The organism is Blautia sp. AM42-2 (assembly GCF_003480245.1).
GTDB classification, from domain to species: Bacteria; Bacillota; Clostridia; order Lachnospirales; family Lachnospiraceae; genus Fusicatenibacter; species Fusicatenibacter saccharivorans.
Genome location: NZ_QUIM01000001.1, coordinates 16,598 through 40,025, shown reverse-complemented (window position 1 = coordinate 40,025; position 23,428 = coordinate 16,598). Strand labels below are relative to the sequence as shown.

The 23,428-nt window shown below is 47.5% G+C and carries 26 protein-coding genes and 1 pseudogene; 8 read left to right on the top strand and 19 right to left on the bottom strand.

Going from position 1 to position 23,428, the window contains the following annotated elements:
- Positions 1-192: 192 nt before the first annotated feature.
- On the bottom strand, positions 193-402 hold the full coding sequence (locus DW915_RS00275; protein WP_243033762.1) for a hypothetical protein: 210 nt from the start codon (positions 400-402) through the stop codon (positions 193-195).
- 293 nt (positions 403-695) lie between these two features.
- Positions 696-1,997 (bottom strand): MFS transporter, encoded by a 1,302-nt coding sequence (locus tag DW915_RS00270; protein WP_022462489.1) that lies wholly within the window; start codon positions 1,995-1,997, stop codon positions 696-698.
- Positions 1,998-2,786: 789 nt separating this feature from the next.
- Between DW915_RS00270 and DW915_RS00265 the strand changes: the two genes are divergently transcribed.
- Entirely contained in the window at positions 2,787-3,623 is an 837-nt protein-coding gene (locus DW915_RS00265; RefSeq protein WP_416388152.1) for a 4Fe-4S binding protein, read from the top strand.
- Positions 3,624-3,749: 126 nt separating this feature from the next.
- Here DW915_RS00265 and DW915_RS15655 read toward each other — a convergent pair whose 3' ends face one another.
- The 10 genes from DW915_RS15655 to DW915_RS00210 all read right to left on the bottom strand — a co-directional run bounded on the left by DW915_RS15655 (position 3,750) and on the right by DW915_RS00210 (position 12,499).
- The gene (locus DW915_RS15655) at positions 3,750-3,896 is read right to left on the bottom strand and encodes a hypothetical protein (RefSeq protein ID WP_156338071.1); all 147 of its coding nucleotides are present in this window, start codon (positions 3,894-3,896) and stop codon (positions 3,750-3,752) included.
- Positions 3,897-4,295: 399 nt separating this feature from the next.
- Positions 4,296-5,330, bottom strand: a complete 1,035-nt coding sequence (locus DW915_RS00255) for an alcohol dehydrogenase (RefSeq protein WP_118741369.1) — start codon at positions 5,328-5,330, stop codon at positions 4,296-4,298.
- A gap of 4 nt (positions 5,331-5,334) precedes the next feature.
- The gene (locus DW915_RS00250) at positions 5,335-5,985 is read right to left on the bottom strand and encodes a vWA domain-containing protein (protein ID WP_022462485.1); all 651 of its coding nucleotides are present in this window, start codon (positions 5,983-5,985) and stop codon (positions 5,335-5,337) included.
- Positions 5,986-6,171: 186 nt separating this feature from the next.
- Entirely contained in the window at positions 6,172-7,188 is a 1,017-nt protein-coding gene (locus DW915_RS00245) for an O-acetyl-ADP-ribose deacetylase (RefSeq protein WP_118741368.1), read from the bottom strand.
- Positions 7,189-7,655: 467 nt separating this feature from the next.
- On the bottom strand, positions 7,656-7,820 hold the full coding sequence (locus DW915_RS16270; RefSeq protein ID WP_022462483.1) for an oxidoreductase Fe-dependent alcohol dehydrogenase family: 165 nt from the start codon (positions 7,818-7,820) through the stop codon (positions 7,656-7,658).
- Positions 7,821-7,958: 138 nt separating this feature from the next.
- Positions 7,959-9,302, bottom strand: coding sequence for an MATE family efflux transporter (locus tag DW915_RS00235; RefSeq protein ID WP_118741367.1), 1,344 nt, complete (start codon positions 9,300-9,302; stop codon positions 7,959-7,961).
- Positions 9,303-9,322: 20 nt separating this feature from the next.
- The gene (locus DW915_RS00230; protein WP_022462481.1) at positions 9,323-9,517 is read right to left on the bottom strand and encodes a DUF4224 domain-containing protein; all 195 of its coding nucleotides are present in this window, start codon (positions 9,515-9,517) and stop codon (positions 9,323-9,325) included.
- 113 nt (positions 9,518-9,630) lie between these two features.
- On the bottom strand, positions 9,631-10,521 hold the full coding sequence (locus tag DW915_RS00225) for a LysR family transcriptional regulator (RefSeq protein ID WP_022462480.1): 891 nt from the start codon (positions 10,519-10,521) through the stop codon (positions 9,631-9,633).
- Between the two features lie 302 nt (positions 10,522-10,823).
- Positions 10,824-11,741: a radical SAM mobile pair protein B gene (locus tag DW915_RS00220; protein WP_118601191.1), complete on the bottom strand. Its 918-nt coding sequence runs from the start codon at positions 11,739-11,741 to the stop codon at positions 10,824-10,826.
- A gap of 254 nt (positions 11,742-11,995) precedes the next feature.
- Complete coding sequence (locus tag DW915_RS00210) at positions 11,996-12,499, bottom strand: flavin reductase family protein (protein WP_118601190.1); 504 nt, start codon at positions 12,497-12,499, stop codon at positions 11,996-11,998.
- Between the two features lie 154 nt (positions 12,500-12,653).
- On the opposite strand from DW915_RS00210, the gene DW915_RS00205 reads away from it, so the two are divergent.
- Positions 12,654-13,007, top strand: coding sequence for a winged helix-turn-helix transcriptional regulator (locus DW915_RS00205; protein WP_055187091.1), 354 nt, complete (start codon positions 12,654-12,656; stop codon positions 13,005-13,007).
- A gap of 167 nt (positions 13,008-13,174) precedes the next feature.
- On the opposite strand, the gene DW915_RS00200 is transcribed toward DW915_RS00205, so the two are convergent.
- Positions 13,175-14,011, bottom strand: coding sequence for an NAD-dependent protein deacetylase, SIR2 family (locus DW915_RS00200; protein ID WP_118741366.1), 837 nt, complete (start codon positions 14,009-14,011; stop codon positions 13,175-13,177).
- A 556-nt stretch (positions 14,012-14,567) separates the two neighbouring features.
- A complete protein-coding gene (locus DW915_RS00190; protein WP_173841546.1) occupies positions 14,568-15,548 on the bottom strand; it encodes an NAD-dependent protein deacetylase in 981 nt (326 codons plus the stop codon).
- A 127-nt stretch (positions 15,549-15,675) separates the two neighbouring features.
- Here DW915_RS00190 and DW915_RS00185 point away from each other — a divergent pair, with 127 nt between their 5' ends.
- From DW915_RS00185 to DW915_RS00165, 5 genes are all read left to right on the top strand, one after another.
- The gene (locus tag DW915_RS00185) at positions 15,676-16,119 is read left to right on the top strand and encodes an Rrf2 family transcriptional regulator (protein ID WP_118741365.1); all 444 of its coding nucleotides are present in this window, start codon (positions 15,676-15,678) and stop codon (positions 16,117-16,119) included.
- Between the two features lie 161 nt (positions 16,120-16,280).
- Positions 16,281-16,502 carry a heavy-metal-associated domain-containing protein gene (locus tag DW915_RS00180; RefSeq protein ID WP_118741364.1) on the top strand — a complete coding sequence of 74 codons (222 nt, stop codon included), beginning with the start codon at positions 16,281-16,283 and terminating at the stop codon, positions 16,500-16,502.
- Positions 16,492-16,755, top strand: coding sequence for a metal-sensing transcriptional repressor (locus tag DW915_RS00175; RefSeq protein WP_118741363.1), 264 nt, complete (start codon positions 16,492-16,494; stop codon positions 16,753-16,755). The genes DW915_RS00180 and DW915_RS00175 overlap by 11 nt, the downstream gene beginning before the upstream one ends.
- 64 nt (positions 16,756-16,819) lie before the next feature.
- Positions 16,820-17,182, top strand: a complete 363-nt coding sequence (locus DW915_RS00170) for a CGGC domain-containing protein (RefSeq protein WP_118741362.1) — start codon at positions 16,820-16,822, stop codon at positions 17,180-17,182.
- Positions 17,145-17,861 (top strand): transposase, encoded by a 717-nt coding sequence (locus DW915_RS00165; protein WP_158580995.1) that lies wholly within the window; start codon positions 17,145-17,147, stop codon positions 17,859-17,861. Before DW915_RS00170 ends, DW915_RS00165 begins: the two co-directional genes overlap by 38 nt.
- Here DW915_RS00165 and DW915_RS00160 read toward each other — a convergent pair.
- Positions 17,821-19,161, bottom strand: coding sequence for an MATE family efflux transporter (locus DW915_RS00160; protein WP_118741360.1), 1,341 nt, complete (start codon positions 19,159-19,161; stop codon positions 17,821-17,823). The two genes, DW915_RS00165 and DW915_RS00160, sit on opposite strands and share 41 nt — an antisense overlap.
- Positions 19,162-19,917: 756 nt before the next feature.
- Complete coding sequence (locus tag DW915_RS00150) at positions 19,918-20,280, bottom strand: hypothetical protein (RefSeq protein WP_118741359.1); 363 nt, start codon at positions 20,278-20,280, stop codon at positions 19,918-19,920.
- A 210-nt stretch (positions 20,281-20,490) separates the two neighbouring features.
- Between DW915_RS00150 and DW915_RS16505 the strand changes: the two are divergent.
- Positions 20,491-20,652 (top strand): annotated as a pseudogene (locus DW915_RS16505) (IS110 family transposase); the annotation flags it as partial.
- Positions 20,653-21,021: 369 nt separating this feature from the next.
- Here DW915_RS16505 and DW915_RS00135 read toward each other — a convergent pair.
- Genes DW915_RS00135 through DW915_RS00125 form a run of 3 tightly spaced genes read right to left on the bottom strand, consistent with a single transcriptional unit; the run spans position 21,022 to position 23,422 of the window.
- A complete protein-coding gene (locus DW915_RS00135) occupies positions 21,022-21,660 on the bottom strand; it encodes an L-2-amino-thiazoline-4-carboxylic acid hydrolase (RefSeq protein ID WP_118741358.1) in 639 nt (212 codons plus the stop codon).
- A complete protein-coding gene (locus DW915_RS00130; RefSeq protein WP_118741357.1) occupies positions 21,657-22,583 on the bottom strand; it encodes a ketopantoate reductase family protein in 927 nt (308 codons plus the stop codon). Before DW915_RS00130 ends, DW915_RS00135 begins: the two co-directional genes overlap by 4 nt.
- Complete coding sequence (locus DW915_RS00125; protein WP_118741356.1) at positions 22,580-23,422, bottom strand: class I SAM-dependent methyltransferase; 843 nt, start codon at positions 23,420-23,422, stop codon at positions 22,580-22,582. The genes DW915_RS00130 and DW915_RS00125 overlap by 4 nt, the downstream gene beginning before the upstream one ends.
- Between the last annotated feature and the right edge of the window lie 6 nt (positions 23,423-23,428).

Below are 23,428 nucleotides of genomic sequence, written 5' to 3'. Positions count from 1 at the left end.
TTCAGGGGCAAAAAAACAGGACACGGGATTCCCCCATTGTCCTGTTCTCCTTTTATCACACACCTGCTTACCCCTCAGCATCGTTCTGCTGCCAAACTTTATCGCTCGAATCAGAACAGCTGCCCCGGCAATTTCAGCTTTTCCTTTTTGGGGAATGCGGCTTCAAATTTTTCAAAAGCTTCCGGGTTCTTCTCACAGATAAAACTCCAACGCCAGCTGCATGGCCGTTTCATCAGAATCCGCCAGCTTACGAAAAATCACCGCCATATATTTCAATGGTCCGCACGCCAGATAATCATGATGAAGCTGCGCAAGTTTTGGATCGCGGTATTGTTCCAGCGTCAGCATTTTGCGAAAATTGGCAGAGAATGTTTCTTTCGTCCAATGCTCAAACTGCGCCATGCTGTAATCATGAATCTGTGCAATCGGGGTCTGCAGATAGAAGTGTAATGGGGTCTGGTACCAATGTGCAGCTCCTCGTTGTCCAGAAACGCATCCTTGTGATCGACTCTTCCGGCTTTCCGGATCTGGCCTGTCTGTGCTTTTTTCAGGCAGCCACATTCCCGGCAGCCCGACTCACTGATTATCGTAACACGTAACCTCTCTTTATGAAACCCCGGAGTCAAAAGCAAAAAATCTCAAAACCAGTTGCTCTTGTTCTCCTGGTTTTGAGATTTTTTTATGCTGTGTATCTTTTATTTTTCACCCGCCATCGGCTGATGGTCTGCAATTTTCAGAAAAACAAATCCAAGTGCAAAGAAAACCGCCAGACATGCAACCGCTACGTTGATCGTTCCTCCCGCCAGCTTTACAACTGCAATGACTACAGATCCAAGGAAGGAAGCGCCCTTGGCAAAAATATCGTAGATTCCAAAATATTCTCCCGAATTCTCCGCCGGAATAATTTTGGAATAATACGACCGCGACAACGACTGAATTGATCCCTGAAAGCATCCCACTCCAAATGCCAGAATCGCAAAGTGCACCAGCGTCCGCAGTGTCAGCGCATAGAGGCAGATGACAAAATAGCCTGCGATGCAGATCAGAATCAGGGATACCGTATCTTTTTTCCGCGACAGTTTTGCAAAAAACAGAGATCCTCCAAAAGCGACAACCTGCGTGGCAAGCAGGAAAACAACCTGTCCGACCGTATTCAGGTTCAGATCGGTTCCGATGTTGATGCAGTTGTCAATGATAGTTCCGACCCCATCAATATAGAGAAAGAATCCAATCAGAAAGAAAAATACTTTCCGGTCCGAAACTGCGATTTTTTTCAGTGTCCCGAAAATTTTTCCAAACGTCTGACCAACGGTAACCGTTCTCATTTCCACGTAATTCTTCTGCCGATACTCCTTCAGCAACGGCAGCGTCACCACCAGCCACCAAAGAGCCGTCACGCCAAAGCCAATCATCTTAGAGACAAAATCCGGCAGCACCCGGACCATATCCGGCCCCAACACGTAAGCAATCAGTGCTACAAGAAACGGAATGCAGGATCCCAAATATCCCCACGCATAGCCATAGGAGGATACCTCATCCATACGTTCCTCCGTTGTCACATCATTCAGCATGGAATCGTAAATCGTCAGCGATGCATTATAGCAGACTCTTGTCACAATGTAAATGACCAGAAACAGCACCCAGCTCGTTGCAACGCCATTCAGCACACATCCTGTGATGCCAAGACCTGCCGTTGTGGTAAAAAAGATCTTTTTCTTATCCTTACGATCCGCCAGCACACCGCAGACAGGACCGATCAGTGCCACCACCACCGTAACAATGGAAATGGCAATCGAATAATACGCCGTCGCCTGATCCGAACTGATTTTTCCCGGCCCTGTACCGATTGCCAGACTCTTAAACCAGATCGGAATCAGCGAACAGGCAAGCATAATAAATGCCGAATTTCCCACATCATATAAAACCCATGCAAACTCCTGCTCCGTCAGATTTCGAAACACTTTTGTCCGATGAAGAGCCCGAAACAGACCACTCATACTACAATCCCCACTTTCTTTTATTTTGTCATGCAGTATCAGTGTAGCATAGATTTCTTGATAGTCAAAGTATTTTTTGTATGAAAACAGGCAAAATCATTTGCAAAACGCCAGTTTTCCCATCCTTCCATGATCCGCCGGAAATTTCACAGCAGATCATTTCGATTTCTCAGATTAATGCCGGTGTCTGCGCCAAAACGGAAAGAATCGCAATCACAGCAAAAATCACAGCAGCTGCCACTGCCGCAATCATAATTTTTCTTTTCACAGCATACCTGCTTTCTCTATCATGTTTCCGGAATATTTTGTTTTCGTAATCATATCTTTTTCCCTAAAGACATTATACCCTATGCATAGGAATACATCAAACTTTTCCAGTCCAGGCCACTTCCAGACAGCTTGTCAAAGCGGATATTCGCAATCCGCTTCGCTACTTGCTCATAACCGAATAGCTGCTTCGCAGCTTATCAGGAGTGGCTTGTACCACTCCTGATACAAGCAAGTCCCAACCCACTGCTTATTGCTTCACGCAATAGAAGCAGGGGACTTGCTTGATTCGGTTAAAAAACAGTTTGGCATGACTCCAAACGACTACAGGCGCAGGCGGTCATAACCGTCTGCGCCTGTAATCGTTTCACTTTTTTTGCAGATGTTTTACAAGAATCTGATTACTATTTTTTTATTTCTCTGCTATACTTATGCTAAGATACCAGACACGCTCTTGCACCGGCCTGGCAGTCCGTGCATTGAGAAAAAATAAGAAAGCAGAGGATCAAAGAGATGACGAAAATCCCAAACAGACTTCACAAATACGTGCCATCTATGCTGCTGTTTCTGCTGTTTGAAGCAGTGGCAGTTACGCTGTGGCTCACAAAGGACAATTTTTTCTATCTGCTGAATTTCAGCTACATCGGAGCCTGCCTTGGGCTTGGAACGGCACTGTTTACCGCCGGGAAACGGTATGCCCGGCATTTCGTCCAGTTGGCGGTGGGCAGCTATATGTTGCTGTACCTTGGCGTGATTTCCCGTGAAAATATGCAGATCGAAGGGTTCTGGTACTACCTGTTTCTCGGCGTTTTCGAAGCAGCAACTATCCACTACGCGGTTGCAAAGATTTTCGGACCGCTGCTTTTTGGGCGTGGCTGGTGCGGCTACGCCTGCTGGACAGCTATGGTGCTGGACTTTCTGCCCTACAATCAGCCGCAGAAGCCACGAAAAGAAAAGCTGGGCATCCTTCGCTATGTGATGTTTTTTCTGTCTCTGGCGTTGGTGTCCGGGCTCTTTCTGATGCAGGTGGCACATTTGGAACAAATGATGTTCTGGCTTTTTCTTGCCGGGAATGCGCTTTATTACCTTGTCGGTATTGTGTTTGCCTTCCTGTTTCAAGATAATCGGGCGTTCTGCAAATATCTGTGCCCCATTACGGTTTTTCTCAAACCCATGAGCTATTTTTCTCTTCTGCGCGTCCACTGTGATGAGGATAAGTGTGTCCATTGCGGGAAGTGTCTACAGGTCTGCCCCATGAACGTGGAGGTTAATAAGGAAACCCGCAAGCGGAAAAACGGAACAGAGTGTATTCTCTGCTATGAATGCACGAAAGTTTGTCCCTCAAAAGCACTGCATTAACCGTTTTCCTCTTCCGTAAATTTATTCCTCGCTTCGGCCGTCAGATCATTTAGTTCAGAGAAAACATCGCGGCAATTTTTCGGGAACTGATTTTCACCGAACGCTTCTATCTTCTCTGCCCATTCTCTAGATTCCGATGAATTTCTCTCCGCGGTATTTCCGGTCTGGGGGAATGGTAAGTCCTGCCTCCGATAGCGTCTCCTCATCAAATTCGTATTCTTTTCCCAGCATAAGCTGTTCGATAAACTCCTCGGACAGATAATAAGCTCCCACATCTGCTTTCCCCCGGAAGATTCTGATACTTTTATAAATCTTTTTCCGGACTCTGGCCTCTCTTCCCTTACTGAATATCGTAAAAAGGATCAGCGCTGCCACCAGACCAATTATAAGACAGATCGGCAGTATCAGCGGCGACAGAGACTCATGAGGCAAATCCTTCGGCAGCCATTGCCTCCATACGAAAAGACGATACAGCCAGAAGTACGGATTGTCGCCACATCCGGACCCAGCAGATTCATAAAACCGCTCCCTTAATTACCTATACATAATTTTACCTGATTTTTCATGAATCGTATATACTAATGGTTGGAAATCCCCCCTGTTATAACAAAATTCCAATCATTATCATACCATATATAGTACATTAATGATTGGAATTATCTATATCTTCTTTTAGCATTCTACTGCTACCTTAATTACACCATCTCTCTTACCTTCAAAGAGTTCATAGGCTTCCTCTATCCTTTCTAATGGATAGGTGTGGGTGATAAGCGGCTCCGTGTTCAGTTTTCCCTCTGCAATCAACCGTAATGTTTCTTCACAGTCACAGCCATCCACTCCTCCGGTTTTAAAGGTAAGATTTTTTCCATACATATCCGGAAGCGGCAGGATCTGTGCCTGATCATAAAGAGCAACCACCGTCACCAGACCATTGGGTCTCGCGCATTCCCAGGCCAGACGGAAGGTAGCTTCCGCCCCCGCAACCTCCAGCACAACGTCAGCTCCCCCATGATCACTGTTTGCCCGTACAAACGCGTCACACTTCTCCGGAGAAACCAACAAAATCTCCGGATAATGCTGTCGGATAAACTGCAGACGATTTTTATCCTTTTCACACACAATAATCCGTCTTGGTTTTTTCAGCATTACCGAAAGCAGGGTACAGATACCGGTGGGGCCGGCTCCGATGATCAGCACCGTGTCCTGCTCTGAGATCTCTGAAATACGCGCTGCCCAGTAACCGGTAGCCAGAACATCGCCCACCAGCAATGCCTGTCGATCCGTAACGCCATCCGGAATCTTATTCAGTCCCTGATCTGCAAAGGGTACACGCACATATTCCGCCTGGCCGCCATCGATCCGGCAGCCCAGCGCCCAACCGCCATTTTCATCTGTGCAGTTATTCACATACCCTTTCTTGCAGAAAAAGCATTCACCGCAGAAGGTCTCCACGTTTACTGTCACCCGATCTCCCGGTTTTACCCTGGTAACTGCCTTTCCAACCTCTTCCACAATCCCCACCATCTCATGGCCAACCGTGATCCCGGGTACTGCCCGCGGAACGCTGCCATGCTTGATATGCAGATCGCTGGAGCAAATGCTGGCGAGTGTCACTTTGACAATAGCATCCCGCTCCTGCATCAGGGTCGGTTTTGGCTTCTCTCTTAATTCGAATTTTCCTTTTGAAACGTAGGTATATGCCTGCATATTTCTATTTTCCTCCACGTTTTTTATAATCCTCGTCTATACGTTTTTTCCAGTCTGCGTTCAACGGGGCACTGCACCGGACAGAGCTGATTGCTTCGCTGACCACTTCATAATTCAACGCAGTTCCTTCGCTGTCGCACTGATAGTTGACTGCACGGTCTGCACCGATTCCGAACTGGCTTGCGGTCTCTACCGCGTCAATATTTGCACCGAGGAACAAAAACTCCCAACCGTATTTCGCTTTCTGCCGCTCGATCATCTGCTTCACTTTTTCGCTGTCATACCGGCGGCTGGCATTTTCCATTCCGTCCGTAGTGATTACAAACATGGTATGCTCCGGGACATCTTCCGGTCGTGCGTACTTATGAATATTTCCAATGTGATGAATCGCACCGCCGATGGCATCTAAGAGTGCCGTACATCCGCGAACCGTATAATCCCGGTCAGTCATTGGTCGGATGTCCTTTACATCTACACGGTCGTGCAGGACTTCACTCACATTGTCAAACAGTACCGTTGAAATCAGTGCTTCGCCCTCTGTTTTTTTCTGCTGCTCAATCATGGAATTGAATCCGCCGATGGTGTCCCGTTCCAGTCCGTTCATGGATCCGCTGCGGTCTAAGATAAAAACGATCTCTGTTAAATTCTTTCTCATATGCTTATCCTCCTAAAAGATCTCGCCCTTACGGGCTCGCTGTCGCAGTATTCGCCAAGGTTTCGAGCAAGCTCGAGCTTTGGCTCATTCCTCACGCAAATGACTGCTCGATTTCGTACCTTACAGCCATAGTATAGCGATTTTCTTTTGCGGAGTGGTCGCATGGAAAGCGACATTTCTTTTTCCTTATGTACCGATCAGACTCTGGTCAAAGGCAAACAGTGCTTCATTGATTTCATACACATTATAGTTTCCCCGTTCAACAAAATATTCTACAATGATGTCGAATTTACTCGAATGGGACAATGTGAATCCTGCCTTGCCGAGCATCTCCTGCATCTGGGCAAGCGGCAGCTCCAAAGCGAGGGCAAATGCCAGCACCGTAGGTTTGGATGGCTTATAGAATCTATCCGAGCGAATTTTTGAGAAGAGCTTCCTGTCAATATTTGCTTTCTTGTAGCACTGTGCATCCGTCATACCGCTTTCCTCAATCTTTCGAAGCAGCATTTCTGAAAAGCTCTCATCCATCTGCCCCAGCGCCTCTTCCAGAGACTGACTGCTGCAGGATTTACAGATTGCTTCGGGCGGCAGCGGGACAGATGCAGCTTCAAAGCAGGATTCCTCTTGCCATGCTTCGGACCACCGACTCTGTTCTGCCCTCCTGTCGGTATGTTCTTCCACATACCTGTCATCTATGTACACTGCGATGTCATCAAACAGCTTTCCGCTAATCTGATATGTCTTTCGGTCAAAAATAACGATATAGACCATCATCTCGTTTTCCAGCAAAAATTCGCTGATGGTATCGACTGCAACCTTCAGAGCCTGGTCTTTTGGATAGCCGTAAACACCGGAGGAAATCAGCGGAAAGGCTACAGACTGACAGCCATTTTCTTTCGCCAGATTCAAAGATGTCCGATAACAGGATTCCAGAAGCTCCTGCTCCCGATGCCTGCCATCCCGCCAGCGCGGACCGACTGCATGGATCACATATTTGCAGGGCAGGCGGTATCCCTTTGTAATTTTTGCACTGCCGGTTTCGCAGCCATGCAGCGTACTGCATTCTGCAAGCAGTTCCGGTCCGGCCGCACGATGAATGCAACCGTCCACACCACCGCCGCCCAAAAGGGACGTGTTGGCAGCATTGACGATTGCGTCAACGTTCATTTTTGTAATATCGTTTCTGATCATTTGCAACGGCATGAAGCACCCCTCCCATTCGTCCAGCAGTTGAAAATCAACATTAGTAAATAGAATATCCCATAACATAATCTTCTTTAAAAACACTTTGATTCTTGACTCCAGGAACTTTATCGAGATATTCCATGTCATTACTTGCAATCTTAACTCTTTTTAAGTTAAGATGCAATATTTGAGTTAAAAGTAGTTGAAAATCAACATTATTAAAAATCATTTTCGAAAAAAGTCCGATGTAGCATGAGCATTACACCCACACTGCACCGGACATTCCACATCATCAACTGCTCTGTCTATTTTCTTCTTCCTGCTCATGCAGCTGCTCTTTTTTCTACTCGTCCCCTTTCAGGATTTCTTTGCCACAATGTCAAGTGATGAATTAAAAAAAGACAAGCAACATCAAAGAAAAATTTCTTTCACAGCACTTGCCTTTTTCTATTATATTATCGTTATAAAAGCTCCTACTTGAATGCTTACAAACTGTTCTTCAAAATCTCCAATACCTCATCATGATTCAACACCTTATATCCACCTTCCATGATGATGGTTCCATTTGCAATACCATGCAACATTTCTTCTGTTGCCCCCAACTCATGGAGATTCATTGTAAGTCCCAGTTCTTTCATCCAAACTTCCATACAGGAAAGCCCTTCTCTGGCAACCTGTTCATCAGCTTTTCCAGCAGGATTGACCTCCCACACATTCACAGCAAAACGGCAAAACTTGCTAAGACCATAAGGCATAATATACCGATATTGAACTTATTATAAATGAATCTATATCACCTGAAATGTTTTCCATTTTCCGGACTTCTGCCTCCAGAAGAAAATGACCGCCCGAATGCTCCAGTCACAAACCATTGCAATAGCAATCCCGATCACGCCCATTTTCAAAACAATTCCCAAGAGCCATGATAAAAGCAGACGCACCGCTATCGTGGAGATAACCGAAACATACATGGTAAATTTCACATCACCCGCTGCACGCAGCCCATTACTAAGCGCACCGGAAAAGGGATATGCTGCTGCATTAAACACGTTATGGATTAAAACCAGCCAGATTACAAGCCGTTTGGTCTCCGGCTGCAAAGCATAAAATTTCATAAAGAATGGAGTCAGAAGAAAAATCAAAAGATTCCATGCCGATGAAATCAGCAATGTGATTCTTGTCAATCTCTTAAAATAATGATCCGCAGCATCTGCATCCCCATTTCCCATACACTGTCCAATGACCGTTATAAATACGGGGCCCATAGCAACTCCCGCCAGCGCAGCCAACGACCAGATACTTTGTGCAACACCATTTGCAGCAATCTGATATGTTCCAAAAAGTGCAACGATACCGCTTAATGCTACTTTGACTAACTGGAATACACCGTTTTCCATCCCATTTGGAATAGCGATTTTTAGAATTTGTTTCATAAAATCCACATTCCACCGAAAAATCCACTTGCAGCGATAGAACACTTCATTTTTTCTCTGAAAACAAAGTACTGTAATCATCACGGCTGAAAATGTCCGAGCGATCAGTGAAGGGTATGCAACACCTGCAACACCTGCACGCAAAACAAATACACCAATGAGATTTCCAATAACATTGATGATATTGGAAATTACTGACAAATACATGGTCACACTGGTTTTTCCAATACTGCGAAAAAGGGCGGCCCCGGCATTGTAAACCGCCAATGCCGGATAGGAATATGCAGAAATCCTAAGGTATGTAATACAGGAGCGCATCACAGAATCTTCCACTTTACCGAACATCAGACGAAGCATCCCTTCATTTCCAATCAGAACTATCACTGCGATCAGTATGGAAAAAATCGTAGAGAATGATAGAAGCTGGCTGGCGGATTCTCCAGCGTCATCATTTTTCTTTCTACCAATATACTGGCTGATCACAACCGCCCCTCCGGATGCCAATGCTGTAAACAGATAAATAAAAATAGTATTGAACTGATTTACCAGTGAAACACCGGATACTGCCGCTTCTCCTGCGTAGCTGACCACCAGTGTGTCCGCCATCCCTACAAGCATTATCAGCAGCTGCTCTAAAAACAGGGGAATAATCATAGCCATCAACTTCTCGTTTGAAAACAGAGTTGTTTGCTGATTCACGCCTTTTCCTCCTCTTATTGTTATTTTTTTGTTTTACAGATCATATAATCGATTGCATCAAGTGACTGCTGCTTTTCATGTACCTCATCAAGCAATTTGTACCGATATTTTCGCAACATCCTTATCTGCATTTCTTGATCTTCGCATCCTGAAATTTTTGCGATTTCTTCTTTGCTTAATCCGGCGTTTATACGGGAATCATAATCCGGTTTCATGAAATGGCACTCCCTCCTCAATAAAAAATATAGGTGCAGAAATTAAAGCTGTTTGCTTTATCTCTACACCTATATTATAATTTTCTAATTGAATTATATCAAATACTTAGTTTTTATGGTTTGTCCATGCCTAAAAAGCATTGAATATGTTTGATGAATTTTGTGGTTGCTAAGCTAAACGGCTGACCACGTTTCCATGCTAATACACTTGTTGCTGTAAGTGGCGGATCAAGCGGTCTGAATGTAACCTTTGATTGATTCCAGAACGGTACAGCCCCTTCAATCACCAATGAATATGCCAAGCCTCCATTCACCATAATTGCGCTGTTCGTACTTAAATTGCTGGTAAAAACAATATCCAGTTTCTCATAGTAGTTGCCAAACCAACTTGCCAACTCACTCTGCACATTCATACGCCTAGGAAGAATCAAAGGCAGTACAGACAAATCTTTTGCGCTTACCGTTTCTTTCTTGGAGAGTGGATCATCCGATTTCATCAGAACCACCCATTTTTCCCTTATATTCAAGCGAATAAATTCATATTTTTCCATATCAACCGGCTCAAGAAGCAAACCAATATCCAGTAGTCCCTTCTCCATTTGTTCCTTTACCAAATCTGCTGTGGCTGTAAAAATGTCAAAAGTAACACGGGGATATTTCCGACGAAAGGACTCAATTATTTTAGGAAGAAGTTGTACAGCAGCAATTTCTCCACACCCAATGGAAATTTTACCTTCCACCTGTTCCTCTTGCTCCACTAATTCTTTTTCTGTCTTATCTACAAGCTGCAAAATTTCTTCCGCACGACGGCGAAGAAGTATTCCTTCATTTGTCAATTTGATTTTCCGTGTCCCTCTATCAAACAGCTTTACACCAATATCTTCCTCCATCTGTGCAAGCTGACGTGAAAGTGTCGGCTGCGTGATATGTAAAACTTCTGAGGCTTTTGTGATACTTTCTTCCCTTACTACAGTCAGAAAATATCGAAGAACTCTAATTTCCACGAAAAATACCTCCCAAATTCATCATGCTTAATAAGTATATTTTAACGTATCTATACTCGAAAGGCAATAAAAAACATCTGCTCATCGTATGCTTACCGGTAATATAATTTTATGTAAAACTTGATAAACCCCTATCATTTAATCGTTCTGTCTACATTGTAGAGCGGGGAAAATCGAAAAGCAATGGACGGAGTACAAATCCTTCCAAGAGGGATAAGAAAACTTCTGAATGGGTAAACAGTGTGAAAAAAGGTTCTGACATTGAAGCACAGCTCCATGTCAGAACCTTTTTATTTCACAAATCATTTTTTGGGGTTGCGTCGCCCGGTGTTTTCCGAGCCACGCACTTCCTCATGGTAAAAGTAATCCACAATGACCGGGTGCCCAGGCTCTGCCCGGCCGTAGGGCAGCTCGTTGTCCACGAAGGGACAGCTGTTTTCTTTCGCCAGCCGTTCCGCTTGATCCTCCAAACCACGGAAGTAGCTTCTGTCTCTCTTGTTGTAGATAGCGTTGTACAGCGGAACCAAGTCAGGATGTTTTTTACGTATATAGTCAAGGATGTCTTTTTTGAATCCGCCTCGCAGGTTTAGATTTTCCAGCCACACCAGGTCGCACTGATTTCTGACCTGATGGAAGATAGCCTCAAAATCCGTGATACCGGGAAAAACCGGAGCGATAAAGCATACGGTGCGGATACCTGCGTCATAAACCTGCTTCATGGCATCCAGCCGTCGCTTAATGCTGACGGCATTGTCCATATCGTTTTTGAAATCCTCGTCCAACGTATTGATCGACCAGGAAACCGTGACCTTTCCCAGTTCTTTCAGGAGGTCGATGTCACGGATTACCAAGTCTGACTTGGTACAGATGAGAATTTCTGCCTCACTGCCCCGGAGCTGTTCAAGAAGCTTTCGGGTGTTCTGAAACTGAGCCTCCTGGGGCAGATATCCATCGGTCACTGAACCGATGACTACGCGCTGCCCTTTGTATTTTTGCGGATTTTTGATTGCTGGCCAATGTTTCACATCCAGGAATGTACCCCACGGTTCGGTGTGCCCGGTAAATCGCTTCATAAACGAGGCGTAGCAGTATTTGCAGCCATGGGTACAGCCTACATAAGGATTGACGGAATAGCCTCCCACCGGCAGGGTGGATTTTGTCATAATATTTTTGGTTTCTACATCCTGAATCAGAATGCCGCTCTCTTTTACTTCTGCCATGTCTTTTGTTCCTCCAATACCCGGTAAAAAGCCGTGGGAAATTCTTGTACCATCTGTGCCTCTCCCATGATAGGTAGCAGATCTTCTTTCATAAATACAGGGATGCCAAGCGCATGGGCCTGATGTGTCAGGTTCCACACCCATTCCGGTTTCGATACGGCTTTGCCCTTCCTATGTCCGGTCTCAGTCCCAATGACGATCCACTCAATTTAATACAAACAGCCACCGCTGATGCCTCCTTACCGTTTTAAGATTTAGCCTTCTGCCGCAGGTGCAACTTTCCCGAAGCCGTTCCAGGCATACAGGCCCTTCTTGTCCTCATCGCCCAGGAACTTGTCCACCTGACAGATGTGCAGGATATGGTCGCCCACCTCCACCGACTGCTGCAAGGTAGCCACCATCGCCAGCCGGGTGTCCGCCGGAATCTGGATGTCGCTACCCTCCACAGCCATCATCTCGATGTTGTTGGCGGCCGCCTTGTCGGTCTCGGCTCCGGTAGATGCTCCGCAGGCCATTACTGCGCCAGCCAGACTCTCGCCGGGAACAGTGACGACGACTTTGCCGGTCTCACGCACACGCTTGCCGGTGTGGGACTGTTTGCCAGTGGCGAAGCCCACCATAGGCGGATTGAAGGAGAGGTAAGACACAAAGCAAATGGGAGCCAGGTTCGTAGAACCATCCTCCTTTTTAGAGCAGATCAGTGTCAGCGGATTGGGGGAGGTCAGAACAGTAGCCTCCATAATGTTCAGTTCTTTCATAAAATTCAGACCTTTCTAAGAGATTTGAGTCGTTGACTGTATGGCCAACCAGTGATATATTTATTATATCTGATAGTAATTTTTGTTCAAGTACGCAAATTATTTATACCTGGTATCAAAAAATATACTGCAAAAGACGAGGAACGATCCAATTATGACTTATGAAGAATTCAAAGAAAAGGTTGGCAGTGTCATTCTAACCGGCGAGGGAAACTGCCCGGTCACGCCGGTGGTTCAAATGCTGCAGGGCAAATGGAAACTCCAAATTCTCTATGAACTGTGCATCAAGTGTCCTATGCGGTTTGGGGAACTGAAAAAAGTTCTCAAACCCATTACCAACACAGCTCTGACCAACGCGCTGAAAGAGCTGGAAGCGGACGAATTGGTTCAGCGTATCCAATATAATGAAATGCCTCTGCGAGTGGAGTACTCCCTCACCGAAAAAGGGCGGGACCTGCTGCCGGTCTTTTACGCCATTTCCCAATGGGGAATGAAATATATACCATGATTCTAACTATATTAATATCTGCCTGATAATAGCCGGGAGGCATTGACAATTTGAGTCAACTTCCCGGCTTTTTATGCATTCTCTACTGCTGCAAAGGATTCAGGAAGCAACCTGATTCATGAGAGTTTATGCATTTGTATAGTCATTTTGAACCTGCTCCGAAATCGTCATACCTCACACGCCTCCCGGAGAGCAGGCAGCAGCTCATCCAGCCGCCCGTCCAGTCCGAAGGACTTCTCTTTGATATTGTCCGCAATGTAGATCTCCCCCAGATTGATGGTCACATAAGTGGCGTTTGGCTCGCCGGCCACCAGGCGCATCATCGGGGCCTTGATCAGCTGATTGCGCCAGCCAATGCCCAGCTCCAGAACCACCAGTTTCTTTCCGTGGTAGGTTTTCAGAAAGTTTTGGAACCGTGCCTGGGCAGCGGCATCCGGGATCATTCTCTGACCCGCGCCCATGTGGATGTCCATGGGACCTCCGCAATTGGGACAACGCGGCACCAACTCTGTAGGCACATGGCCGCCCTGTTCGGCAGCCGATAATTTTTCGGCCACCTCTAAACTTGAATAGAGGGTATCGTGGCAGGGGCGGGCACACTGCATAGTAATCCAGTTGCCCTCAATCTCATAGATTTTCGTCGGATCGAAGCCAAACAGTTCAAAGTGACCTTCTCCGTTTGATGTGACGACAAAGTAATCTTTTTCTCCTACAATGGCCTTCAAATCGTTCATCACCGGCGTAGGCTGGTACTGCCCACAGTAACGATGGATGAGCCGGGCCCAGAAGGCCCATTTTTCCTCCTCGCTGGGCCATCCGGCCATCATGCCCTGCAAAATACAACGTAAGCCGTATTTTTGTTTGAAATCCCCAAACAGTCTTTCAAAAGTCGCATTGTCCGCAAACAAATGCAGTCCTTCGGTGATGGACAGGCCGTTACTGGCTCCGATCAGGATAGCGTCCGCTTCTCTGAATTTTTTCGCAATAGGGTTCCAATCAATCATATTCGTTCGCTCCTTTCTATTTTATGGTTGCTGCGATGGATCGCTCCTGCCGGAGGGCAGCCAGAGTTTCCGCCAAATCTCCTTGCAGATACAGGCTGCGTCCTCGCAGATGCTCTGGCCTATGAGCTGCCTCTCGATTAAGACATGCATAAAAGACGTTTTCGTTTTTGGCAGTAAGTTCCCAGAAGGGCAATTTGATGATACTGGGTGTCATCTCACCCACGCCAAGTTCCAACAGCAGGACTTTTTTGTCGGACTGATCCATTATCCAGTGTCGCAGGAATCTATGGTAGCGATGCAGACTATCCTGCCAGAAGGTTCCCTCCAGAAAGGTATCATCTCGTACCCAGGGCACCAGCACCCGCCCGCAATCCGGGCAACGAGGAACAGCCATACTGTTCGCGAAAGGGAGCCAATGCCTCCGAAAGTGCCGGGGACCAATGGTAGTGGTCGTATCCAGCCGCGCTTGACAGGCCGGAGCCGCCTCCGCTCACAACAGCATCTGCTTGATCAATACGCTCGGCAAGTTCCTGAAGCGTCGCTTGGTTTGCAACCCTCATCGATCGTTATCTCCGCTGTCCATGGTATCCCGTGCATCCCGTAGCACTTGAGCAATGTCGGCCACAATGGTCATGCCCTTGTCCTCCAACTGCTTGGGCAGGAAGTCATACTTGTTGTTGACAGCAATATATCGAGCATGGGGAAAGCTGAGGGTCATGTTCCAGAAAGGTTCTTGGATAAACATGGGAGTCATTCGGCCCACGCCCAGCTCCAGGAACAGAATTTTGCTGTCTTTGTGTTCCAGCACATAGCGAGAAATTTTTTCGTACTGTTCTTCGTATTTCTTTCCTTGCAGAAAATTCCCATATCCTCGCACCCAAGGGAATGCCTCGCCGCCGCAGTGGGGGCATCGGGGAATGAGATCCGTGGGAATCTTCGTGTCACTCCCCATAGCGGCTACCATATCAGCCACCGGCTTTACCGCATCCCAAGTGTCATCGGTACAACAGGCGGCACACTGGAAGAAGCGGTGATCCCCCTGAATCTCTGCCACCTTCTCCTCCGGGTAAAGTTTGACAAACTGGGTATCCTGGTTCGTGGTGAGGATGAAGAAGTCCTTGCCTTTCAGCAAAGCGTCTAAATCCAAATAGGAATGACGCACAGGTGCGGTCTGGGTAGTGTGAAGGAATGTGGCGAGATACCCCCAATACTCTTCCCTTGTCTTCCAGGGGTGCATCATCCCTGCAAAAGCACCTTTGAAGTGGTACTTCTCGGCAAAAGGGCGGAAGTATTTGCGGTAGGAGTCGTTGTCCTCGTAGTAAAAATCTCCACCACCGGCAGCGGACAGGCCGGAGGCCCCGCCCACTACCACACAGTCAGCTTCCTTTACCTCCTGTACCAAACGATGGATCTGTTCGCTATACGGCAGCGGCTTTTTGTCAGTCAGCTGATAAGGCGTACCGCCGGAAGCATAGATATGATAGTGCCTGGAATAATTCATCTGGGTCTGCATGACCAGATCATCATAGAAGTTCATTGTCACCATTCCTTTCAAGTGGGTGTTATTTTTATTCTTACTTCAAATTATTTTAGCATCCTCTTGCGTCACTGTCAATATGTTGTTATAATAAAAATAACATCAAACCAAAAAAGGAGATCAGGCTATGAAATATTCTACCCGACTTAGCGATGCTGTTCATATTCTGGCTTTTATCGCTCTGTACCCAGACTGCGACCTGACCAGTAACAAGCTGGCAGAGAGCATTCAGACGAATCCTGCCTATGTGCGCCAGCTCATGTCCGCCCTGCGGAAGGGAGGACTGCTGGTCAGCGTGAAAGGACATCCCCGACCTGCTCTGGCTCGTGAGCCGGAGAAAATCACTCTGCTGGATGCCTATCGGGCAGTAGAGGGCAACAAGCCCCTGCTCCATCAGGACATCCACACCAATCCTGCCTGTGGCGTGGGTGTAAATATTCAACTGGTGCTGCGGGATTTTTACTTGGACATTCAAAAAACAGCGGAACAAAGAATGCAAGGAATCACGTTGAAAGATGTGCTGGAACAATATCACATGAAGTTAGAAGGAATGCTCTTGCAGCGTTTATGACAGATTGATTTTCAGAAACTCTTCCATTTGGGACAAAAATTCTTCTGAACGGGAAATACAGAACCTCCTTGCGGGACTATAATGGGAATCAGAAAGACCTATACCCCGTATAGAAGATTTCCGTCAAGAAAACAACAATAAAGCAATTGAATGGAGGCGCTATGAAAAAAGAACTGATGATCGAAGGAATGATGTGCCAGAACTGCGTCAAGCATGTCACCAATTCCCTGGAGGGTATCTCTGGTGCGTCCCATGTCCAGGTAAGTCTGGAGGACAAAAAGGCCACTGTTGAGGTCCCGGAGTCCGTTACTGACGAAACCCTGAAAGCGGCAGTTACCGAGGCGGGCTACGAAGTCACGGAGATTATCCCCCATGAATGCTGATAAGGTTCACATAACCCATTCCATTAAGATCGCCAGAGGACAACTGGACAGCATTTTGCGAATGATTGAAGAGGATCGCTACTGCGTGGACATTTCCAATCAGCTGTTGGCAACTCAGGCTTTTTTGAAGCGAGTGAATCAAGAGACTTTGCGGGCCCATATCCATGGCTGTGTCCGAGAGGGACTGCATACGGACGAGCCCAACCAAAAACTGGAGGAAGCTCTCCAATTGTTGGAAAAGCTGGTTACATAATAATAAACAATGGACCGGCCAAATTTGAATGATCGGCCCTAAATAAATCAAGGAGGAAAACAATATGAACCTTGGCATTATTCGTTGTATGCAGACAGAGGATTACTGCCCCGGAAGCCGGGATTTTCGGACAATCCGAGAGAGAAAAGGCGCTTTTATGGGAGAGGATGATATTCAGTTAGTGGGCTTCATCAACTGCGGTGGCTGCCCCGGAAAAAAAGCGGTGCTGCGGGCCCGTTCTCTGGTAGAACAGGGCGCAGACACCATTGCTTTTGCTTCCTGTATCAGCAAAGGGACTCCCATTGGTTACCCCTGTCCTTTTGCCAAACGTATGCGGGAGCTGGTGCAGAAAGAGATAGGTGATGGTGTCCGTATCTTGGATTACACCCATGACGCTGGTCCTGAACCAGAAATATTTCAGAAGTAACGGCTACAAATACGCCTCCCTCATCATCGACATGGAGAGCGGACATATTCTGTGGCTCGCACACGGCAAGCGCAAGCGTACCGTCTATGACTTCATAGATCATGTAGGCGAGGCTTGGATGGACGGCGTGAAGGCTGTTGCCTGTGACATGAACTCGGACTTTCAGGAAGCCTTTGAGGAACGCTGCCCTCATATCCAGCCTGTTTTTGACTACTTCCACCTCGTCAAGAACTTCAACGAAAAGGTTGTTGGTGCCATCCGCAAGGACGAGCAGCGAAGGCTTGCTGCCGAAGGGAACACAAGGGCCGCTGCCGCTCTAAAGAAAACCAAGTATATTCTCACTTCGTCCAAAGACACCCTGCGCCGCAAGGACGAGGAAGCCGCTGAGGGCAAGGTCATCTCCCGTGGTGGAGAACTATTCTCTCAGCCTGTTGTTGTCCGCAAATCCGGCTATGTCCAGCGATACGAGGAACTTATCCGGCAAAACCAGCTTTTCTTTACTCTGGACATCATCAAGGACAAATTGGCAAATACCTACAAGCAGACGGACGAGGCGGCCATGGCGGAGGAAATATCCGACATCATGGACATCTGCACCGTTAAAAGTATCGTTCATCATTTCTCCTCATTGGAACATGTTATAAGATATTTTTGTGGCGATGCCATGCCATTATTATGAGAGCAATGAGCATAGTGGCGGTTTCCGCAACAGGAAATGCAAGCCAGATTCCGTTCAGTTGGAATAATTTGTTCAGACACCATAAGGCAGGAACAAGGAAAAGCAGTTGTCTGCATAATTGAATCGCTATGCTGGAACCTACTTTTTCTGTCGCCTGAAAATAGGTGGAAATCATGGTAGAGAGACCGCAAAACAGATAGCTTGCCGCCATAATTCGCATAGCGGATATTCCAAAGGAGCGCATGGCTTCCGACGCTGTAAATAATTCCAAAAGCTGCGCCGGAAAGAAGTTGACGGTCAATGTTCCCAGTATCATCATACCGGAGACCAAAGCGGTTCCGTATCGAAAAGCGGAGTGCAGCCTATCTCTGTTTCGCGCACCGTAGTTAAACCGCATAATAGGCAAACAGCCCTGAATCAAGCCGTTTACTGTCATAACGATCAGCTGCTGCACCTTAAAATACGCACCGAAGAATGCAATCGCCGTATCGGAATACGCCACCAGGAACAGATTGACGAATGTCACCATAAACGAACTGAGGGCATTCATAATGAAAGATGGTAAGCCAAGGGCGAATATACGGGCAATCATCCACTTTTGTATATGAAATTCTTTGATCTTTATCCGCACTTTTTGCTTTTTGCCCAGCAGCAAGGCAAATGCCAAAATCATGGATAACAAATAGCCCGCAACAGTAGCCACCGCAGCGCCACGGATTCCCATAGCTGGAAAAACACCAATACCAAAAATCAGGAGTGGGTCAAATACAAAATTAACGACCACTCCTGCAATCTGGAACCACATAGGAGCAATCATGTTCCCAGTAGCCTGTATCATCTTCTGGATTGCGATATGCACCATGTTTGGAATTTGCATGAACGAACATACGCTCATATAGGCAAGACTCAACTGATAAATTTCTTCGTTATTGGTGAATGCCCCAAAGTAGGGTTTCATAATCAGTAATGACAGAAGATTGAGCAAAGCACCAATTCCAAAGGCCAGTAACAATCCATGTGTGACGGTAGTATTTGCCTCATTCTGCTTTCTCTGTCCAAGATACCCTGCAATCAGTACATTCACGCCAACGCCGATCCAGATAGATGTCGCATTCATCAAAGTTGTAATGGGAAACGACAGGGAAACCGCCGTCAAAGCATTTTCACTCAGCCGCGCTACAAACGCGCTGTCTATCAGATTATAGGAATATTGCAGAAACATGGAAATCAGCGGCGGTATCGACATTTGCCAGATGAGTTTTCCAACGGGCGCAACCGCCATTTTGTTATTGGTCTGCATACTTTCCCTCTTCTCCACAAATTGTCCGAACAATATAGTTTTGTTTGCGTGCTGCGGTCTGACCGGCTTCCTGGGCCGGATAAGTCCCTGCTTCCAGTACAGCGTCCAAAGCCTTTGAAGGGACAGATTCCGATTTATAAGCCCGTACACTACGGCACGTCTTGATAAGAGACAAAAAATTTTTTCCCATACAGATATAGTCCTCCATTCTGCTAATACTTCCGAGATACAGGCAACAAAAAAGCCACACAACTATCACAAGATAGCTGTGTGGCAAAAAGATGACCGAATCCGGAAAAGTCCACTAAAGTTTTGCGTTTATTATTATAGCGAACTTGAAGGAGTCTGTCAAGCATCAATCATTACGGAATTGTGGCGGCTGTCTGTTGTTTTTGTGTTACTTTATGGCACATGAGAAATTCTGTCTGGTTTTGTACTCGTAGTGAATGGGCATGTTCTCCCATTGGGAGGCCACCCACCAGTCCAATTCATTCAGTACGATATTGGATAGGATGCCGCCCTGCGGCATTCCCTTAGTCGGGTAATCGCAGCTCATAGCTGGCTGGTTACCGGCTCTGCCTCTTTGACAACAGTTGTATGTAATTTGACAACATTGATTAGAACTTTTACATTTAGGGGAAAATAGCGGAAATTATTCGGATAGCATTACTACTAATTTTTACTCTTGTTTTATTGCTGCAACAGAATATAACAGCAATCAATCGTCAGGTATTTTTCATAGGTAATTCATTTCTGTTATAATTCCATATACGGATTTTCAAAATCTACAAGTCCGACAATTGTTTTGCAACCCCAAATCCGCGCTATTCGCATCTGGAGTTCATCCTGCGCAGCAAGTACACGCTCGCAATTGAAATCTGTAAAACCATCAATGGGAAAGAATATATCTGTGGAAGTGGAAGTGATTTTTCCGTTTTCGCTTTGCCTCCAAGTCCAGCGGCGGGTACGCACCTGCTGTCCGATTGCATAAACCACTTCATCAAGGTCTGGAGTTTCATATTTATTTCCCGTCTTTCTGCGAAAGCCACCAATGCGCCATGAAACGTGTTGGTTACCTTCACTTTCTATTTTTGTTCCCTTCTGATATGATGGTTCCATAAGACTGACACACTACAGAACACGTGGAGGTGAGTGGCGGGGCTGTATAGCGGCAACCCCGCATATTTATATGTTGTCGGTCATCCGTTAAGACATCAATGAGTGGCGCATAACTGTAGCCCGGAAACTTATCTCTTCCGAAGTCGACTCGATCTCGCCGGATGACCAGTCACTGTCCGTTTTATCATTATGCTATCAGGAGGTAGTTACTTGTCTTTTAAAATTTTTAAATTTAACTGCTGTGGACTTGATGTCCACAAAACATGGATTTATGCCTGTATCGGTATCACGGATTCCAATAATCGTACAGAGTATAAGCAGGCTCGCTTTTCTTCCTTTTCTAAAGGTTTGCATCAGCTGTGTGTCTGGCTTCTTTTCCTTGTCCATGCGGTCTTGCAGGGAAGCCCCGCCCCGCTTGATGGCAATACCAAATTGCAAAAGGCGCTTCATGGTGGAGTTGTACAGCATTCCGCAGGCGATGGGCCACATCGTCTTGAGTCCCATCTTCTCCTTTGGCAGCTTGTAGGCGATATAGCCCTCGCCCCGCTCGCTGGTGGTGTGCAGAAAGCCGCTCCGCAGCACTCCGCGCACATAAGCGCAGATATAGTTTGCCGTGGCATCTTTCCCGGAAAAGGCAGCAGACATTCCCGTTTCCTGTCCGTAGTCATAATAGCCAAAAGCGTGGCCGATATCGTAGATTTCTTTCTCTGTTATCGACTTGACAAGCATCGTGCGCTCCTCCTATTTGTTTTTCTTCTTTTTGTACCCGCAGTCGCAGTAGGGTCCGCCGGAGGCAAGGGTGTACTGCCGCACAAATTTGGTCACACCGCCCGCTTCGCTCATGGTGTAGTCCAGACGGCACAGGGCAGGGGTCAGGTCATACAGCCCCAGTTCCTTCATCAGCACACAGATGCCGCACCTTGTAAAGCGTCCCTCGTAGCCGCTGCCATCCGGGTATTCGTAAAATTCCATGTTCCACGAGTAAGGGTTGCGGTCGGCAGCTTTCAGAGCGGCGGTGGCTTTCATTGCGGCGATATCCTTTGGGGTAAACTTGCTTTTTCCGCTCTTGCGGCAGAACCACTGCATGGGCGCAGTCATCATAGATTTTGCGTAGTAATCCGTCAGCCTGTCCACCTCCGGGCGCTGCGGCATGGAGAGAATGAACGCCCCGATCATAGCGCAGTTGACAAGATTCATTTTGAAGCGGTCGGCCTTTTCGAACTCCGGCAGCCTGCGGATGATCTGCCGGTATTGCGGCTTTGCCTTTTTCGTGATAGCTCTTGCGGTGGCTGCATCATAGCTCAGCACAGCGGTCAGCTGCTTTTGAAAGGAGCCAGCAAACAGCACCCACATTCCAAAGGGCATTCCGGCATACTTCATCGCAGATACCTCCCGGCTTCCGCTTCCAGTGTCTGCCATACCGGGTAGGCTGCGCCGTTCGCATCGAAAAATTTCTTAAGATCCCGGTTCAGCGCACTCATTTCATCGATAGCGTTCATTGCGTGGTCGGAGGCGCAGAGCTTGCCCAGCGAGGTGATACACATCAGCTTGAAAAAGCGCAGGCAGGTCTTGCGGTATTTCTCCCCTTCAAAGTCTGCATCCTCCTTGGGCAGAATGGTGTGCCCGGCATCTCGGATGGCGCGGTATCCCTCGATGTTGGCATCCAGCACACGGTTCAGGTACGCGGTATCTCCCCTGAGCTTTTTCAGGTCGCCGTCTGTCTTATAGCAGGCGAAGGCCGCAGGCATCACAAACGCGGCATGGCAGAGCAGATAGTCCTCCATGTTCGGCTCGTAAACAACCTTATATTTTGTGCCGTGGAAGATGCGCCCGATCAACTGTTTATTGGAGGTTGCACCCGTCAGCTGCCCGATGGTAATCTTTTTCAGGTCGATGGAGACCACCCGGTCAGCCTCCCGATGCCCGGCAGAAAGCGCAAAGGCAAACAGGACGTTCTTTTCCGGCAGTGCCGCCGCCAGCGCCCTCGCCTGCACATTGTTCCCCACAAAAACGATGTTCTTCGTCCGATTCGCCCGCAGCGTGTCCAGAGCGGAATCCAGCTGTGTATAGCGCAGGACCACAAAGATCACATCGTACATTGCATCCGGTGCAAGTTCAGTCACCACCGGAATGCGGCTGACCGAGGTGCGGAGCGAAAATTTGTCCTTGATCCGCAGACCATTCTGCTTGATCTCCGCAGCCCAGTTTCCCCGCGCAAGCAGAGTGACATCCTTTCCGGCGCGCAGCAGATTTCTTGCCAGATTGCACCCCAGAACGCCTGCACCATATACCAGAATTTTCATAGCTTGCCTCCAAATCCGATCTTCACGATCTGCATTTTCATCCCGTTGTCCCCGACCTTGGCGAGAAATCGGAAAAAGCCGCTGACGGAAGCGTCTTTCAGGTCGTTGTAGCCCATCATATAGCCCCTGCTGGATACTTGCAAACGGCTGTCCCATGGGGAAAGCTCGCTTTTCGCATCCGAAACCGCGAAATATGCTCCCACATCCTTGATTTTCGCCGTCCTGAGCCACGTTTTGGCGATCATCTTCACCGCCGTACGGTTGGCAGCATCAAAGACCAGCACTCCGCCGGGGAAAGCGTCCGCCATCCCCTGCACCAGTTCCCGAACCTGCTCCGTCAGGAAGTAATAGAACACCCCGGAGGCAAAGAACACCGCCCCGCCGGAGGCATCGATCTTGTCAAACCATGCGGGGTCTTTCAGGTTGCAGGGGATGTTTTGCTCCCGCTCCCCGGCGGGCAGCAGCTGCTGCCGCAGGGCAATCACATCCGGGAAATCCAGATTGTAGATCTTGCATCTGCCATTGTCGCAGGCTCTACCGGTGTTATCCAGCCCGCAGCCCAGATTGACCACTGCCGCGCAGGGGTGATTTTTCAGGTACGCCTGCACTTCAAAGGCAAGGTCATTCTGCCGCATGGCGACCTCCAGCGCACCGAAACGCTGCATCAGGCTGCGGGAATTTTTCTCTGCCTCTGAAAAGTCGTAGTCGATCTGGTCGATCAGACGCACCGCCGTTTCGTCCCGGTAAAGGTTCGGATACAACTCCGTACACAGCTTCCGTGAATACAGCGGGAGGATCAACGTCTCCTGCACGGTGTTTTTCTCGATTTTGTATTTCATATCGGG

What these genes read in the sequence shown, in the direction of transcription:
- DW915_RS00185 (WP_118741365.1), top strand. Translation starts at nt 15,676, where the DNA reads ATGAAATATTCTACCCGACTTAGCGATGCTGTTCATATTCTGGCTTTT.
- DW915_RS00275 (WP_243033762.1), bottom strand. Translation starts at nt 402, where the DNA reads ATGGCGCAGTTTGAGCATTGGACGAAAGAAACATTCTCTGCCAATTTT.
- DW915_RS00180 (WP_118741364.1), top strand. Translation starts at nt 16,281, where the DNA reads ATGAAAAAAGAACTGATGATCGAAGGAATGATGTGCCAGAACTGCGTC.
- DW915_RS00205 (WP_055187091.1), top strand. Translation starts at nt 12,654, where the DNA reads ATGACTTATGAAGAATTCAAAGAAAAGGTTGGCAGTGTCATTCTAACC.
- DW915_RS00220 (WP_118601191.1), bottom strand. Translation starts at nt 11,741, where the DNA reads ATGGCAGAAGTAAAAGAGAGCGGCATTCTGATTCAGGATGTAGAAACC.
- DW915_RS00175 (WP_118741363.1), top strand. Translation starts at nt 16,492, where the DNA reads ATGAATGCTGATAAGGTTCACATAACCCATTCCATTAAGATCGCCAGA.
- DW915_RS00230 (WP_022462481.1), bottom strand. Translation starts at nt 9,517, where the DNA reads ATGAAACCGGATTATGATTCCCGTATAAACGCCGGATTAAGCAAAGAA.
- DW915_RS00150 (WP_118741359.1), bottom strand. Translation starts at nt 20,280, where the DNA reads ATGGAACCATCATATCAGAAGGGAACAAAAATAGAAAGTGAAGGTAAC.
- DW915_RS00210 (WP_118601190.1), bottom strand. Translation starts at nt 12,499, where the DNA reads ATGAAAGAACTGAACATTATGGAGGCTACTGTTCTGACCTCCCCCAAT.
- DW915_RS00125 (WP_118741356.1), bottom strand. Translation starts at nt 23,422, where the DNA reads ATGAAATACAAAATCGAGAAAAACACCGTGCAGGAGACGTTGATCCTC.
- DW915_RS00255 (WP_118741369.1), bottom strand. Translation starts at nt 5,330, where the DNA reads ATGCAGGCATATACCTACGTTTCAAAAGGAAAATTCGAATTAAGAGAG.
- DW915_RS00200 (WP_118741366.1), bottom strand. Translation starts at nt 14,011, where the DNA reads ATGATTGATTGGAACCCTATTGCGAAAAAATTCAGAGAAGCGGACGCT.
- DW915_RS00135 (WP_118741358.1), bottom strand. Translation starts at nt 21,660, where the DNA reads ATGAAGTATGCCGGAATGCCCTTTGGAATGTGGGTGCTGTTTGCTGGC.
- DW915_RS00130 (WP_118741357.1), bottom strand. Translation starts at nt 22,583, where the DNA reads ATGAAAATTCTGGTATATGGTGCAGGCGTTCTGGGGTGCAATCTGGCA.
- DW915_RS00245 (WP_118741368.1), bottom strand. Translation starts at nt 7,188, where the DNA reads ATGCCGTTGCAAATGATCAGAAACGATATTACAAAAATGAACGTTGAC.
- DW915_RS00250 (WP_022462485.1), bottom strand. Translation starts at nt 5,985, where the DNA reads ATGAGAAAGAATTTAACAGAGATCGTTTTTATCTTAGACCGCAGCGGA.
- DW915_RS00190 (WP_173841546.1), bottom strand. Translation starts at nt 15,548, where the DNA reads ATGAACTTCTATGATGATCTGGTCATGCAGACCCAGATGAATTATTCC.
- DW915_RS00170 (WP_118741362.1), top strand. Translation starts at nt 16,820, where the DNA reads ATGAACCTTGGCATTATTCGTTGTATGCAGACAGAGGATTACTGCCCC.
- DW915_RS00160 (WP_118741360.1), bottom strand. Translation starts at nt 19,161, where the DNA reads ATGCAGACCAATAACAAAATGGCGGTTGCGCCCGTTGGAAAACTCATC.
- DW915_RS16270 (WP_022462483.1), bottom strand. Translation starts at nt 7,820, where the DNA reads ATGGAAGTTTGGATGAAAGAACTGGGACTTACAATGAATCTCCATGAG.
- DW915_RS00165 (WP_158580995.1), top strand. Translation starts at nt 17,145, where the DNA reads ATGACGCTGGTCCTGAACCAGAAATATTTCAGAAGTAACGGCTACAAA.
- DW915_RS00270 (WP_022462489.1), bottom strand. Translation starts at nt 1,997, where the DNA reads ATGAGTGGTCTGTTTCGGGCTCTTCATCGGACAAAAGTGTTTCGAAAT.